The following is a 13,762-nucleotide window of genomic DNA, read 5'->3' on the forward strand; positions in this document are numbered from 1 at the left end:
AGGCAACCATGAGTCAGACCTCGACCATCCTGGTGATCGATGACGAGCCGCAGATTCGCAAATTCCTGCGCATCAGCCTGGCCTCGCAAGGCTACAAAGTGCTTGAGGCCGGCACCGGTACCGAAGGCTTGAGCCAGGCGGCGTTGAACAAACCTGATCTGCTGGTGCTTGACCTGGGCCTTCCGGACATGGATGGCCAGGACGTGCTGCGTGAGTTTCGTGAATGGTCGAAAGTGCCGGTGCTGGTGCTGTCGGTGCGCGCCAGCGAAGGGCAGAAAGTCCTGGCGCTGGACAACGGCGCCAACGATTACGTGACCAAGCCGTTCGGGATTCAGGAGTTTCTGGCCCGGGTCCGCGCGTTATTGCGCCAGGCGCCCAACGGCGAGCAGCAGGAAGCCGCGCTGGTATTCGGCCCGCTGACGGTGGACCTGGCTTATCGGCGGGTGTTGCTCGACGGCGTTGAGGTGGGGCTGACACGCAAGGAATACGCGGTGCTGGCGCAACTGGCACGGCATCCGGGGCGGGTTATCACCCAGCAGCAGTTGCTCAAGGACATCTGGGGCCCGACCCATACCGAAGACAGCCACTACCTGCGGATCGTGGTCGGCCACTTGCGCCAGAAACTGACCGACGACCCGACCGATCCGCGGTTTATCGTGACTGAGGCGGGGGTGGGGTATCGGTTGTTGGAAAGTTAGAGCTATTTTCGACGCCGCGCTGTCGCGCAGCAAACTCGGTCCCCTGTAGGAGCGCGCTTGCCCGCGATGGACCGCGAAGCGGTCCCGAAAATGCTGAGCACCATTCTACTGCCAGAACCGAGTTCGCTGATTTTGCGACTGCTGCGGTCGAGCGCGACTCCGAAGCGATCGCGGGCAAGCGCGCTCCTACAAGGACAGAGGGTACGACACGGTCCATCTGATTCAGCGATTCCGCTCTTGCTCCTGCTCATACCGATCCAGCGTGTCCCGGGCGATCTCGCGGCCCAGGGCGATCAATTCAGGGGCTTTGTAGAACTCGAAGAAGCGACACACGCGTTTGGGCACGTTGATCAGGATATCGGGTGGATAACCGGCGATTTTGTACTGCGCCAGCGAGGTCTGCATGACTTCGAAACTCTGGTTGATCAGATCCAGTAAAGACGCAGGGCCGACGTTATCGATGATCACCGAGCCGCTGGCAGACTTAGGCGTAGCTTCGGCGCGGTCCGGGGCGGCAGACGGTTGCTGGGCCTGCGGGTTTGCGGGCTCGTTCAACCAGGGATTGGGAATTGTCGCGATACTGGATTTGAGGCTGTCCTGCTCGAGTCGCAACACATCCAGTTCAGTCGTGGGTTCGAGCTTGCGCCGGAACGGCAGGTGCGAACCCAGCGAGTTGATCAAGTTGTCGAAACGCTTTTTCACCGCGGGTGGCCGTTCGATCGCAGGCAACTGATAGTGCTTCTGGTTGGTCGAGTTGAGGTTGACCGCAATGATCAGATCGCAGTGACTGGACACCACCGGCACAATGGGCAAGGGATTGAGCAGGCCGCCATCGACCAGCATGCGATTGCCTTGCATCACGGGGGTGAATAGGGTCGGGATCGCCCCCGAGGCGCGCATGGCCTGATGCAAACAGCCTTCCTGAAACCAGATTTCCTGCTGATTGGTCAGGTCGGTGGCCACGGCGGTGTAAGGAATACGCAGATCTTCGATATTGATTTCACCGACGATTTCGCGAATCTTACCGAACACTTTCTCCCCGCGAATCGCCCCAAGGCGGAAACTGACGTCCACCAGGCGCAATACGTCGAGGTAATCCAGGCTCTCGATCCACTCACGATACTCCTTGAGCTTGCCGGCCGCGTAGATGCCGCCGACCACCGCGCCCATGGAGCAGCCGGCGATGCAGGCGATGTCGTAACCGCGCCGCTCCAGCTCTTCGATCACCCCGATGTGCGCATAGCCGCGCGCGCCCCCAGAACCCAGCACCAGCGCTATTCGCTTGTTCATGTGATTTCTTCCTCGCTGTTGCTTCACCATACGCGCGAAGCGATCTGGCTGGAACTGGGTTAACCTTGTTAATCCTTGGCCTGTGGCACTTTTCAACGCCCGCACCGTCAAAGCCCGCACAGTCGAATTTTATTTTTTGAGGGAACACCGATGAAAGCCTGGATCTGCCTGCCATTGATTGCTTTGGTTCTCACAGGTTGTGCCGGTACAACCGCGTATCGCGACACCTGTGCTACTCAACTCGACGCCGCCTGGCGCGAGCTGGATCTAGCCAAGGCTGAAGGCTTTGCCGGGACCGTCAGCTATTCCAAAGCGCTGTCGTTGTTGACCGGGGCGAAAACCCAGCAGCAATTCGAAGCGTACGAAGGCTGCTCCAGCAAAGCCGAGAAGGCGCGCTTCTACATCAAGGAGTCCCGCGCGGGTCGCTAACCCCGGCGACAGCCTCTCAAGCAGCCGACCCGTTAATCAAGGCCATCGAGCGCAACCAGCGCTCGGTGGCTTTTGTGTTTTAGGGTCTGGTTAAAAACGCTGCGCTGACCGTACAGTGAATGCACAGCTAGCATTGATGGCAGTCGTTTGGGGAGGCGTTTTAATGGGCAGAAAACTCGATGCGTGTCTCAACGCCGTGAATGAAGTGGTGTTGGGCAAGGAAGTTCAGGTGCGTTTGGCCATGACCTGTCTATTGGGCGGCGGCCATTTGTTGATCGAGGATTTGCCCGGGATGGGCAAGACAACCCTCAGTCACACCCTGGCCAAGGTCCTGGGGCTGAGCTTCCAGCGAATTCAATTCACCTCCGACCTGTTGCCCGGCGACATTCTCGGGACGTCGGTGTTTGATCGGGAAACAGGGCAGTTCACCTTCCATCCTGGGCCGATCTTCGCCGAACTGGTGCTGGCCGACGAGATCAACCGGGCCACGCCAAAAAGCCAGAGCGCATTGCTCGAAGCCATGGAGGAGGGCCAGGTCACCATCGAAGGCGCGACGCGGCCCTTACCCGATCCGTTTTTTGTCATTGCCACACAAAACCCTTTCAGCCAGGGCGGTACGTTCGCCTTGCCCGAATCGCAACTGGACCGCTTTCTCATGCGCCTGTCGTTGGGCTATCCGGCCAAGGCGGCGGAGAAAGCCTTGCTCCAGGGCGAACCGCGGCGGAATTTACTGCCGCGCGTGCAAGCAATCCTCAACCATACTGAACTGGCAGCGTTGCAAGCCGAAGCGCGGCAGGTACGTGCCAGTGATGCGTTGGTCGACTATGTGTTGCGACTGGTGGACGCCACCCGCAGCCAGTCACAGTTCGCCTGGGGATTGTCGCCCAGGGCGAGCCTGGCGATTTTGGCGGCCGCGCGGGCCTGGGCCTTGTTGATGGGGCGGGATTATGTGATCCCTGAAGATGTTCAAGCGGTATTGCCTTCGGTGGTCGGTCATCGTTTACGCGAACGATCCGATCCCACCGGGCATGGTGGCGGGGTGTTGGTGCAATGGCTATTGCGCGAGGTGCCGGTGCTTTGATCGAACAGCTCAAACCGTTTTGGCAGCGCTGGCTGGCGCGGCGGATTCCCCCGGCGTCGCGCGTTGAATTGAATCACCGTCGAATCTTCATCATGCCCACCCGCACCGGGGCGATCTTTGCGCTGGTGCTGATCCTGATGTTGTTGGTCGCGATCAATTACCAGAACAGCCTGGCCTACGGTTTGACCTTCCTGCTGCTGTCGGTGGCAGTACTGGCCATCTTGCACACCTATCGTAACCTCAGCGGTCTGATCCTCAGTTCAGGCTCGGCCCGGTCGGTGTTCGTGGGCGAGCCGCTGCTACTGCGTCTGCGTCTGGAAAGCGCCGACCGTCCGCATCAGGCGATTGCATTGGGCTGGGATGTCAATCAGTTGCAGGAGTTCGATGTGCCGGGTGCCGGGCTGGTAGAACTGGAGATCGGTCTGCCCGCCGTCACGCGCGGCTGGCTACGAGCGCCAAGGCTGCGGGTTGAAAGCGCCTTCCCGTTGAGTATTTTTCGCGCCTGGAGCTGGCTGGATATGCAGCAATCGGTGCTGATCTACCCACGACCGGTGCCCGGTGCCATGCCGTTGCTGGTGGGCGCGCAACCCCATGCCGAAGATCAAGGCCAGGCCACGCGAGGGCCGGGTGTCGACGATTATCAAGGCTTGAAAGCGTATCAACCGGGAGATTCACAGCGACGTCTGCACTGGAAGGCTTATTCCAGAGGGCAGGGCCTGTTGATCAAAGACTTTACCGACGTCAGCGGCCACGACCTGTGTCTGGACTTCATGGCCCTGGGCGGCGATATCGAAGAACGCCTGTCGCGGCTCTGTTATTGGGTGTTGGAGCTATCCCAGCGCCGCCAACCTTTCGCCTTGCGCCTGCCCGGTTTTCTGCTGGCGTCAGGCAGCGGTGATGAGCATCGTGAAGCCTGTTTGCAGGCATTGGCCTTGTTTGGCAGCCGCTCATGAACCTGAACCTGCCAATTCCGCGCACCAGCCTGATCTGGTTGTTACTGGCGCAAGCGTTGGTCATGGTTTCACACCTGGCGCATCTGCCGATCTGGATGATCGGTTTGTGGCTGGGTTGTACGGTATGGCGGGTGCAGATCTTGCGCATGCGCGCCGAGTATCCCGGCACGCTGGTTAAGTCGGTGCTGTTGCTGGCGACCGCCGCCGGGGTGTTTTTCTCCCGAGGCAGCCTGGTCGGGCTGGACGCTGGCGCCGCGTTGTTGATGGCGGCTTTCATTCTCAAAATGCTCGAGATGCGTACCCGACGCGATGCGCTGGTGCTGATTTTTCTCGGCTTTTTCTGCGTGGTGGTGGGCTATCTGTTCGAGGACAGCCTGCCCTGGGCGGTATTCACTGTGCTGCCAGTCAGTACGCTGTTGGCGGCATTGATCGGCCTGCAACAGTCCTCGCTGGCGAATAAACCGGTCGGCACCCTGAAACTGGCGCTGAAGCTGTTGTTGCAGGCCATACCGCTGATGTTGTTGCTGTTTCTGTTCTTCCCCCGGCTAGAGCCGCTGTGGTCGCTGCCGCAGCCGAATAACAAAGGCGTCACCGGGCTGTCCGACAACATGGCGCCGGGTGATATTGCTGAGCTGAGCAGGTCGGCTGCGCTGGTGTTTCGTGCCAGTTTCGATGGGCCGATACCACCGCGCAATCAGCTGTACTGGCGCGCTCTGAGCCTGGAGCAGTTCGACGGTCGACGCTGGTCGCAGTCGGGCAGGGCGATGATCAGCCTGGCGCCGGATTGGCAAAAGCGTGGCGACGCGCAGACCTACAGCATTGTCATGGAGCCCAGCGGGCGACCCTGGCTGCTGGCGCTGGACATCGGCGAAACCACGTTGGCTGATGTACGCCAGATGAACGACTTTCGTTTGCAGCGTCGACGCCCGGTGGACCAGGCGTTGCTCTACAGCGTCAGCTCGTGGCCGCAAGCGGTTCGCGAAACGCAGCTGAGTGACGCGGCAAAACGCCAGAATCTGCAGTTGCCGCCGCGTGGCAACCCGCAGGCCCGACAGTGGGCCGCCGACTTGAATCGACGCTATCAGCGAGCCGACGCGTTGGTCGAAGCGATGTTGGCGCAGTTCAGCGACGAGCCCTACCACTACACCCTGAAACCGCCGGTGCTGGGTGCCGACAGCATCGACGATTTCCTGTTCAACAGCCGCAGTGGGTTCTGTGCCCATTACGCTGGGGCGATGACCTTCGTCCTGCGCGCGGCAGGGATTCCGGCACGGGTGGTGGCCGGGTACCAAGGCGGGGAGCTGAACCCGGACGGCCAATACCTGAGCGTGCGCCAGTTCGACGCCCACGCCTGGGTCGAATACTGGCAGCCGGGAAGCGGTTGGCGCAGCGTGGACCCCACGGCCGCCGTGGCGCCGCAGCGGATCGAGCAAGGTCTGGAACAGGCCCTGGCGGCGGATGAAGCGTTTCTCGAAGGTTCGCCATTTTCAGCCCTGCGTTACCGAAACTTGCCCTGGCTCAATTCGTTGCGATTGAGCTGGGATAATCTTAACTATGGTTGGCAGCGTTGGGTGTTGGGTTATCAGGGGCAACAGCAAGTGCAGGTGCTCAGTCGCTGGTTCGCCGGCTTCGACGGCCTGGCGTTTTTCGGAGGGGCCTGCGCTGTGATTGGCCTGTTGGCCCTGTGGCTGTTCAAACCCTGGCAGCGCGAAAACGATCCGCAACTGCGGTTGTTCAAAGCGTTTGAACGGCTGTTGGCGCGCCATGGGTTACCCCGTCGTCACGCCGAGGGCGCGCAGGCCTTTTCTCGGCGAGCGGTCCGACAATTCCCGGCGCAAGCCGTAATTATCGAGGCCTTCGCCGCCGAGTTCGAAGCGCAGCGCTATGCTGGTCAGACCTATTCGCTGACACGGTTGCGTCGACAATTGAGGCGATTGCGGCGGAGTCTGCCGTGGCGGTTTTCAACAATAAAAATGAGAGAGGAGAGAGAGTGATGTCTGCACGGGTTGATCGCCTTGTCGCTCAGCTGTTGGCTCTGGATGTAAAACTGATGGCCTGCCATGCACGCCTGGCGGCCGAGACTGACAGTGAGGCGCTGCATGATCTGCGTATCACGGTTCGGCGCTTGCGCAGTGTGCTGCGACCCTTGCGCGGCTTACCCGGTGTCGAGCAACTCGAGCAGGCGGCAAAAGACCTCGGCCAACTGACCACGCCGTTGCGCGATCGGGAAGTGCTGGCCGCCTGGCTGTACGGGCAGGGCATGATCGAAGCGGCTCGGCGGCGCAGTGATTCGATGGGTGACGCCTACAAGCAGGTCGCGACGTCCGAGGTGTTGGCTCGACTGTTCGCCGTGCTGGATGCCTTTCCGCGCTTCCTTCGCGCTTCACAGCATCAAGGGTTGTTGCGAGGTTTGCAGGCGCGCATCGAAAAACGCCTGGACAAACAATGGAAGAAACTCGATAGCGCAATGAATGATCCTGAGCACGATCGCCATCGTTTGCGCCTGCTGATCAAGCGGGTGCGCTATGCCGCCGAGGCCTACCCGGACTTGAGTCGTACCGGTAAAAATACCCAGGCGCGGCTAAAAGCGGCGCAAAGCGCTTTGGGCGGTTGGCACGACCATCTGCAGTGGCTGGCGCAGGCCGAACAGCAACACGATCTGGCACCGTGCGTTCCCGGCTGGCGTTTGGGGATCGCCCGCGCTGAGCAAGAAGCCGATCAGGCGCTGGAGCGTTTGGGCAAGGCGTGTTTCGGCAGTTAAATCGAATTCAGGCCGCAATTTGGCGTAAATGAACCCTGCGTGCAGGCACAACGCTGGTTAAGATTCATGCACTGTTTTTTCCAGTGTTTTGACAGGCATGAGGTCTGCATGAGCTTTTCCGAATTGGTTGATGCCGTACGTGATAATCCTCTGTCCGTGGTCATTCCCGGTGAGTGGTCGCAGGGTCGCGCCTGTTTTGGCGGGTTGATGGCTGCATTGCAGTTCGAAGCGATGCGTGCGCAGGTCCCGGCAGATCGACCGGTTCGTTCGCTGGCGATCACCTTCGTCGGCCCGGCCGCGGCAGATGTGCCGATCCGCTTCGAGGTGGAAGTGTTGCGCGAGGGCAAAGCGGTCAGCCAGGTGCTGGGGCGTGCCATGCAAAATGGTCAGGTCATGACCTTGATTCAGGGCAGCTTCGGTGCGCCCCGCGAGTCGGTGATTTCAGTTCAGGCGGAGCCTGCGCCAAGCATGAAGCCGGTGGAAGAGTGCCAGGAAGTGCCTTACGTCAAAGGCGTTACCCCCGAATTCATGCGGCTCATGGCCCTGCGTTGGGGGGTGGGTGGCTTGCCTTTCAGCAACACGCGTTCGCGGGAAATCGGTGGTTATGTGCGTATGCGCGACGGTGACAAACAGGAGCGTCTGAGCGAAGCGCACCTGTTGGCGCTGGTGGATGCCTGGCCGCCTGCGTTGTTGCCGCATTTGAGCAAGCCGGTACCGGGAAGCTCGCTGACCTGGACCATTGAGTTCGTGCAGCCGTTGCCGGCGTTGAACACGCTGGATTGGTGTATGTACCGGGCCGTGATCGAGCATGCCCGCGATGGTTATGGCCACACGGCTGCTGCACTGTGGACACCGCAGGGTGAGTTGGTGGCGATCAGTCGGCAGACGGTGACAGTGTTCGGCTAAACGCGCTTCCCGCGTCTGTAATGGCCGCGACGGCGCGGATTAACGAGGGCTGCGGCTTCAGCGACGTGGTTCTTCAGAGGTGCGCGTTTATAACTTGAGCTGGCCGATGGCGCGGCTCAACTCGCCAGCCAGGACGGCCAGCTCTCCACTGGTGGTGGCCGAATCAACAGTCTGCTGCACCGTCTGTTCGGTCACGTCGCGAATGCTGACCACCGCCCGATTCATTTCTTCCGCCACTTGGCTTTGTTGCTGGGCCGCTACGGCGATCTGCGTATTGCTTTCGCGCATCTGCGCCACCGCGCCGGTGATGGCAGCCAACGCTTCCCCGGCTTCCCTGGCTTGTTGCACGCAGTCATCGGCCTTGAACGAGCTTTCTTGCATGAAATCCACCGCGTCACGGGTGCCAGCCTGCAAGGCGGAGACCATGGTGGTGATTTCGTCGGTCGAGCTCTGCACCCGTTTGGCGAGGTTGCGCACCTCGTCGGCGACCACCGCAAACCCACGGCCCATCTCGCCGGCACGCGCCGCTTCAATCGCGGCGTTGAGGGCCAGCAGATTGGTCTGCTCGGCGATGCTGTGAATCACGCTGACCACACCGTTGATTTTCTGACTGTCCTGGGCCAGTTGCTGGATCATCTCAGCGGTCTGCTGCACGCCGCTGGAGAGCCCGGCGATGGACAATTGCACACGATTGACCACTTCTTTACCTGTGCCTGCCAGTGCATCGGCGGTCTGCGATTGGTCGCGGGTGTCTCCAGCGTATTGGGCGATATGAAACACCGTCGCCGACATTTGGTTGATGGCGGTGGCGACCTGGTCCGTCTCGCTCTGCTGGCCGAGCATGCCGTGGCGCACTTCGCTCATGCCGGCTGCCAGACGCACCGCGCCTTCGTCGAGCCGTGCGGCGGTCTGGGCGACGGTATTCACCACCCGTTGGAAGCCGGCCTGCATGGCATTGAACGCCTTGGCCATCTGCCCGACTTCATCTTCACCGGCCAACGGCACGCGAGCGGACAGATCGCCGCTTTTTTCCACGTGCAGCATCACGTCCTTGAGGGTGTTGAGCTGGCTGAGCAGAAAGCGGATCAGTAACTGCGAGGCGCCAAGCATGGCCAGCATCAGAATACTCACGGCGACGGCGTACTGGGCAAAGCGTTCAGCCAGTACTTGCGCCAGACTCGGCGCGAAAGCCAACACCGCCAGTCGTTGACCATCGGTTCGTGTGACCACCTGAGCGCCAATCAGCGGGTCATCACCCACCAGCGGCTGATGGCTGAACTCGACCCAGCCACTGGAGTTACTTAACTCGGGCAATCGCTGTCCGTTCAAGCTCGGGGCCTGACCCTGGGCGTAGATCAGCAGATTGGCAGCAGTGGGCAATGCTTGAGCGGCGGGCCAGGCACTGAGCAAATGGGCCTGGGCCTGGGCTGAGTCTTGTGCAGCGCTCACCCGGGCTTGTTGCTCAAGCTGCAAGGCGTACTGCACCAGCATCAATGTGGTGATAAAAGCGACCGCGTTCACGGCCCAGAACTTGTACTTCAGGGAAACGTTGCTAAGCCAGGCGCCCATGGGAGGTCTTCTTTTGATTGGCGGTAATAGATAAAGGCAAGGTGCCATTATTGTGCCGCGAATCTTCAGAAGGCTTCTTGATCTGGGTCAAGCCATTCGTAGCGGGACGCGTAGTTGCAAGCCTGGCTCCCACAGGGGACTTATGGAATCTGTGGGAGCAGGCTTGCCTGCGAACGGCGGTCAGTCAGCCGCAGAAGGGGCGTCAGGCAAACCAAAAAACGCGCGCGCACAGGTAGTCGTGTGGGCCGCCAGATCCTCCAGGCTTTCACCCCGATGCAGCGCGACTTCGCGCAGCACTTCCGGCAGGTAGGCGGGTTCATTGCGGCCGCTTTTCGGCTTGGGCCGCAGGCTTCGCGGGAGCAGGTAGGGCGCATCGCTTTCCAGCATCAGCCGACCCCGAGGGATTTCCCGTACCAGTGGATGCAGATGAGTGCCGCGTCGCTCATCGCAAATCCAGCCGGTGATGCCGACGTGCAAGTCCAGGTCCAGATAGCTGAACAGCGCGCGTTGTTCACCGGTGAAGCAGTGCACCACGGCGGCGGGCAGGCGGTCGCGGTAATCGCGCAGGATCTCCAGCAAGCGCTGGCTGGCATCGCGCTCATGCAGAAACACCGGTAATTGCAGCTCGACGGCCAGGGCCAGGTGTTCTTCGAGAACTTTTTCCTGCTGCGGGCGCGGGGAGAAGTCACGGTTGAAATCCAGTCCGCATTCGCCCACGGCGCGGACTCGATTTTCTTTTAATAAGGCACGCAACTGGCGCTCGGTATCGACGGTCCAATCGCTGGCTGCATGGGGGTGAATCCCGGCGGTAGAGAACAAACGTTGCGCCGATTCGTCCAATTGCCGGCACAACTCAAGGGCCTGTTCGCTGCCCTCGACATTGGTCCCGGTCAGCACCAGTTGGCATACGCCGGACTGGTAGGCGCGATCGAGCACAGCCTGCTGCTGGTTAGCGAAGCTTGCATTGGTCAGATTGACGCCGATGTCGATGAGTTGCATGGTGCTACCTCAGGCCTAAGGCTGAAGAGGATATCAGAGCTTTATCGATATAAAAAAATCCAGTTAATACAGCTGGTTATAACACTACTGCTCACCGCTTTGCAGCGCGGTGAAGGCCGAATTGCCATGGAGCAGGTGGGGATGGGCGTCGTCAGCTATGTTAATAGTGTCAACAAGTACTATCTGGCGTTCGATCGCGAACGGGGGGCCTTGGAGACCCAGCCTCTGGAAGCGAAACAGCGGAAGGTAGCCTCAAAAAACAATCGATATAACTAATGGTTGTGCCCGTATTTCTACGGTTTTCATATGCATTATTTTGATTAAGATGGCGGCCAAAACACTCCCTCCTACAAAGGAATGAACGCGATGAGCACACTGATCAAAACCGTTTTTGCAACCCGTGCCGGTTACGGACTGACTGTTCTGCGGATCCTCGTGGGGATCATCTTCGTCGCCCACGGGGGGCAGAAACTTTTTGGCCTGTTTGGTGGATACGGTCTCGCCGGGACCGCGCAATACATGGAAAGCCTGGGCTTGAGACCGGGCTATCTCATGGCCGTGCTGTCCGGTGGTTCAGAGTTCTTCGGAGGGCTGGCCTTTATCATCGGACTGTTGGCCCGTCCAGCTGCCGTGTTGTTGACCGGCATGTTGGTGGTAGCCATTTTGTCGGTGCATATCGGCAATGGTCTGTTTTTGGCCAATGACGGTTATGAATTCGCCCTCGCTCTGTTGGGTGGGGTCATAGCAGTATTGATCGAAGGCGCCGGCAAATTATCGGTTGATCGGACCATCGCCGATTGAACGTTACAGTGACGAACAAGGCCCGCCCCGTGCGGGCCTGGTTATTTTTGCGGCCCATGCCGTTCTTGACAGTCCACCGGCGGCTTCTCTAGGATGCTGCCCATGCGCCGATTTAAACAGCTACTTGCGGGGCGCCAGGTGAGGCTTGAACCCTCACCTACAGAAGTCTGCACAAGACTTCGAAATACCGCTAAAGCGCTGGTTCGGTGTTGCCTCTCACCGCTGCCCAGCGGGATTTCTGAGGCTGAGAAAAAACACCATGAGCTGTCCGCGTCCCCTTATACGACTGTCACCTTTTACGTCACCCCTGACTCGCCGCAATCCAAGGATTCTGCTGGGGGGGTCCCATCAGCCGACGTTGCTGCGCTATCTCGATGGCTGGCCCAAGCGTAACGGCAAACCTGCTGCTTTCCTGATCCAGTTCGTCGACCATTGTGAATCCCTCGCGAACTTCCCCAATGATCGGTTTGACCTTGCAGTAGTACAGGCACCCAGTGCCGACAAGGTTGAAGACTTCATCAAGCATTTGACGCGTGTTGCCCGGCAGGGGCTGATTACTCGCGCAAGTGACTAGCGGGCATCGGCCCCGTCGTTGGTAACGATGGGGTCGATGTTGGCCTAAGCGTGTGCTCAGGTTTATCGGGACAATGCACGCACCAAACAGGCGTGCATGCAGTTTTCCACGATGGAGCTTCTCAGTGTCCAGTCGGTGTTGATGATGTAAAAACTCTGAATATAGCTGTCCTCGTCAACCGAGTGAAACCACTCATCAATCTTGTCACTGAAATCATCGGCGGCTATTGCATATTTAGCGCATTGAATTGCTCGCAGATGAAAAGGGCTTTTATAACTGTTCTTTCTCTCATCCATAAATGCCTTCAGCGTGTCCGTGCTGATGAAGTTCTTTTCGCTCCATTGCTGTTGGACGCCAGGCCAGGCATAGGCGGGGGCATATTGGCTTGAGTAAGCGATAACGATATTTTTTTGAGGGTGCTTGTACCAAAGTTGGCTCACGGAGCACTCGCGTAATTCCCAGGGAATGATCCGATGCCCGATTTCCTGGGTGATCAACTCTTCGAATTCGCGATGGATCTCCGGTGTGAAGTTCTCGAGTTGATGGAAATCCAGGATGATGATTTCCCTGCTGGTGTCCCCGGGCTTTTCAACGCCTTCGAAAAAGAGATTGAGCTGTTTGAAAATATCGAGGGAGACGGTCCTGCCGGTCGACGTGAAGTGGAACAGCTGAAATCGCTTGGGGTTGCCCACCGAATAGTGGGTATCGCAATACACCCTTAAATCCAGTACGCGGACGCCTCCTTTTACTTGCTCGACCGGGGATACGTCCTGGGTCATTTCAAAGAAATAACCGGTGGGCGCCTGCTTATCTGCGCCCGAATCGTGAGAGCCGGGAAGGATCAGTTGGTCGAGGGTGAGTGTGGCGAATGCAGCGTTTTGCCCCATCCAACTGTGGGGGCGAGTGTCGGGGTTTATTCTCATTGATCAATCTTCCATGATTGAGTGTACGGAGGGTTTGATTTAGTTAAACCGCTACAGCGGATAAGCGCCGCCTAGGGTCTGACTGAAGTTTAAATGAGTGCTGGCCATCGTCAATGAGGCTGCCGTGGGAGGGCAGATATTATTGAACATGCTCGTTCATCAGGCACTGTGGGAAAAATAGCGTGTTGAGGGTCTGAGTATTTTGACGGGGGTTTTTAAAAGCGAGTACACATAAACCCCGATGATGCAGGCCCTCATAAGTACTCAATGGCGATGATGTACGCGAGTTGCTCGCCGATGGGCGTTTGAACCCGAACTTCTGCATCCAGTGCTTTACCAATCAGGGCGCGGGCCAGTGGCGAGTCGATACTGATCAGGTTTTGTTTCAGGTCCAGTTCGTCGGGGCCGACAATTCGGTAGCGTGCTTCTTTGCCTTCTTCGTCCTCGATGGTGACCCAGGCGCCGAAATAGACTTTGTTCGGGTCACTGGGGTGTTCGCTGACCACTTTCAAACTTTCCAGGCGCTTGGTCAAAAAGCGCACGCGACTGTCGATCTCGCGCAGCATTTTTTTGCCGTAGGTGTACTCGGCGTTTTCTGAACGATCGCCCTGAGCCGCGGCTTCGCTCACGGACTGAGTGACCTGAGGGCGGCGGACATGCCAAAGCTCGTGAAGTTCGGCGCGCATCCGCGCTTCACCTTCAGGGGTGATCAGCGCGGTGCCGGCGGAGCGAGGAGGACGGTAGCGGCTCATGGGCTGTCGCCAAGCGATTGAGGGGC

At 59.1% G+C, this 13,762-nt stretch carries 14 protein-coding genes and 1 pseudogene; 10 read left to right on the forward strand and 5 right to left on the reverse strand.

Annotation, left to right across the window (positions count from 1 at the left end; translation table 11 throughout):
• Window positions 1-8 precede the first annotated feature (8 nt).
• Window positions 9-698 carry a response regulator gene (locus AC1MEE_RS07415; RefSeq protein WP_480414673.1) on the forward strand — a complete coding sequence of 230 codons (690 nt, stop codon included), beginning with the start codon at window positions 9-11 and terminating at the stop codon, window positions 696-698.
• Between the two features lie 222 nt (window positions 699-920).
• Here the strand turns inward: AC1MEE_RS07415 and AC1MEE_RS07420 are convergent, their stop codons facing one another.
• Window positions 921-1,988 carry a patatin-like phospholipase family protein gene (locus AC1MEE_RS07420; protein ID WP_480414674.1) on the reverse strand — a complete coding sequence of 356 codons (1,068 nt, stop codon included), beginning with the start codon at window positions 1,986-1,988 and terminating at the stop codon, window positions 921-923.
• 150 nt (window positions 1,989-2,138) lie between these two features.
• Between AC1MEE_RS07420 and AC1MEE_RS07425 the strand changes: the two genes are divergently transcribed.
• From AC1MEE_RS07425 to AC1MEE_RS07450, 6 genes are all read left to right on the forward strand, one after another.
• Window positions 2,139-2,417: a hypothetical protein gene (locus tag AC1MEE_RS07425; RefSeq protein WP_480414675.1), complete on the forward strand. Its 279-nt coding sequence runs from the start codon at window positions 2,139-2,141 to the stop codon at window positions 2,415-2,417.
• Window positions 2,418-2,580: 163 nt separating this feature from the next.
• Window positions 2,581-3,498, forward strand: a complete 918-nt coding sequence (locus AC1MEE_RS07430; RefSeq protein WP_480414676.1) for an AAA family ATPase — start codon at window positions 2,581-2,583, stop codon at window positions 3,496-3,498.
• Window positions 3,468-4,451 carry a DUF58 domain-containing protein gene (locus AC1MEE_RS07435; RefSeq protein ID WP_480414678.1) on the forward strand — a complete coding sequence of 328 codons (984 nt, stop codon included), beginning with the start codon at window positions 3,468-3,470 and terminating at the stop codon, window positions 4,449-4,451. Before AC1MEE_RS07430 ends, AC1MEE_RS07435 begins: the two co-directional genes overlap by 31 nt.
• Complete coding sequence (locus AC1MEE_RS07440; protein WP_480414679.1) at window positions 4,448-6,445, forward strand: transglutaminase TgpA family protein; 1,998 nt, start codon at window positions 4,448-4,450, stop codon at window positions 6,443-6,445. The genes AC1MEE_RS07435 and AC1MEE_RS07440 overlap by 4 nt, the downstream gene beginning before the upstream one ends.
• On the forward strand, window positions 6,445-7,212 hold the full coding sequence (locus AC1MEE_RS07445; RefSeq protein WP_480414680.1) for a CHAD domain-containing protein: 768 nt from the start codon (window positions 6,445-6,447) through the stop codon (window positions 7,210-7,212). Before AC1MEE_RS07440 ends, AC1MEE_RS07445 begins: the two co-directional genes overlap by 1 nt.
• 108 nt (window positions 7,213-7,320) lie before the next feature.
• The gene (locus tag AC1MEE_RS07450; protein WP_480414682.1) at window positions 7,321-8,118 is read left to right on the forward strand and encodes an acyl-CoA thioesterase; all 798 of its coding nucleotides are present in this window, start codon (window positions 7,321-7,323) and stop codon (window positions 8,116-8,118) included.
• A gap of 87 nt (window positions 8,119-8,205) precedes the next feature.
• Here AC1MEE_RS07450 and AC1MEE_RS07455 read toward each other — a convergent pair whose 3' ends face one another.
• Both AC1MEE_RS07455 and AC1MEE_RS07460 read right to left on the reverse strand, forming a co-directional pair.
• A complete protein-coding gene (locus AC1MEE_RS07455) occupies window positions 8,206-9,687 on the reverse strand; it encodes a methyl-accepting chemotaxis protein (RefSeq protein ID WP_480414683.1) in 1,482 nt (493 codons plus the stop codon).
• Between the two features lie 180 nt (window positions 9,688-9,867).
• Window positions 9,868-10,686, reverse strand: a complete 819-nt coding sequence (locus AC1MEE_RS07460) for a TatD family hydrolase (RefSeq protein WP_480414684.1) — start codon at window positions 10,684-10,686, stop codon at window positions 9,868-9,870.
• A gap of 117 nt (window positions 10,687-10,803) precedes the next feature.
• Here AC1MEE_RS07460 and AC1MEE_RS07465 point away from each other — a divergent pair.
• The 3 genes and pseudogenes from AC1MEE_RS07465 to AC1MEE_RS07475 all read left to right on the forward strand — a co-directional run.
• Window positions 10,804-10,962, forward strand: a pseudogene (locus AC1MEE_RS07465) (hypothetical protein); the annotation flags it as partial.
• Between the two features lie 90 nt (window positions 10,963-11,052).
• Window positions 11,053-11,487, forward strand: coding sequence for a DoxX family protein (locus AC1MEE_RS07470; protein WP_480414685.1), 435 nt, complete (start codon window positions 11,053-11,055; stop codon window positions 11,485-11,487).
• A gap of 259 nt (window positions 11,488-11,746) precedes the next feature.
• Complete coding sequence (locus AC1MEE_RS07475) at window positions 11,747-12,061, forward strand: class I SAM-dependent methyltransferase (protein WP_480414686.1); 315 nt, start codon at window positions 11,747-11,749, stop codon at window positions 12,059-12,061.
• 62 nt (window positions 12,062-12,123) lie between these two features.
• Here the strand turns inward: AC1MEE_RS07475 and AC1MEE_RS07480 are convergent, their stop codons facing one another.
• The gene (locus tag AC1MEE_RS07480) at window positions 12,124-12,984 is read right to left on the reverse strand and encodes a PI-PLC domain-containing protein (protein ID WP_480414688.1); all 861 of its coding nucleotides are present in this window, start codon (window positions 12,982-12,984) and stop codon (window positions 12,124-12,126) included.
• Window positions 12,985-13,238: 254 nt separating this feature from the next.
• Window positions 13,239-13,736: a transcription elongation factor GreB gene (gene greB / locus AC1MEE_RS07485; RefSeq protein ID WP_480414689.1), complete on the reverse strand. Its 498-nt coding sequence runs from the start codon at window positions 13,734-13,736 to the stop codon at window positions 13,239-13,241.
• Window positions 13,737-13,762: the final 26 nt, after the last annotated feature.

The organism is Pseudomonas sp. ASL3 (assembly GCF_056680425.1).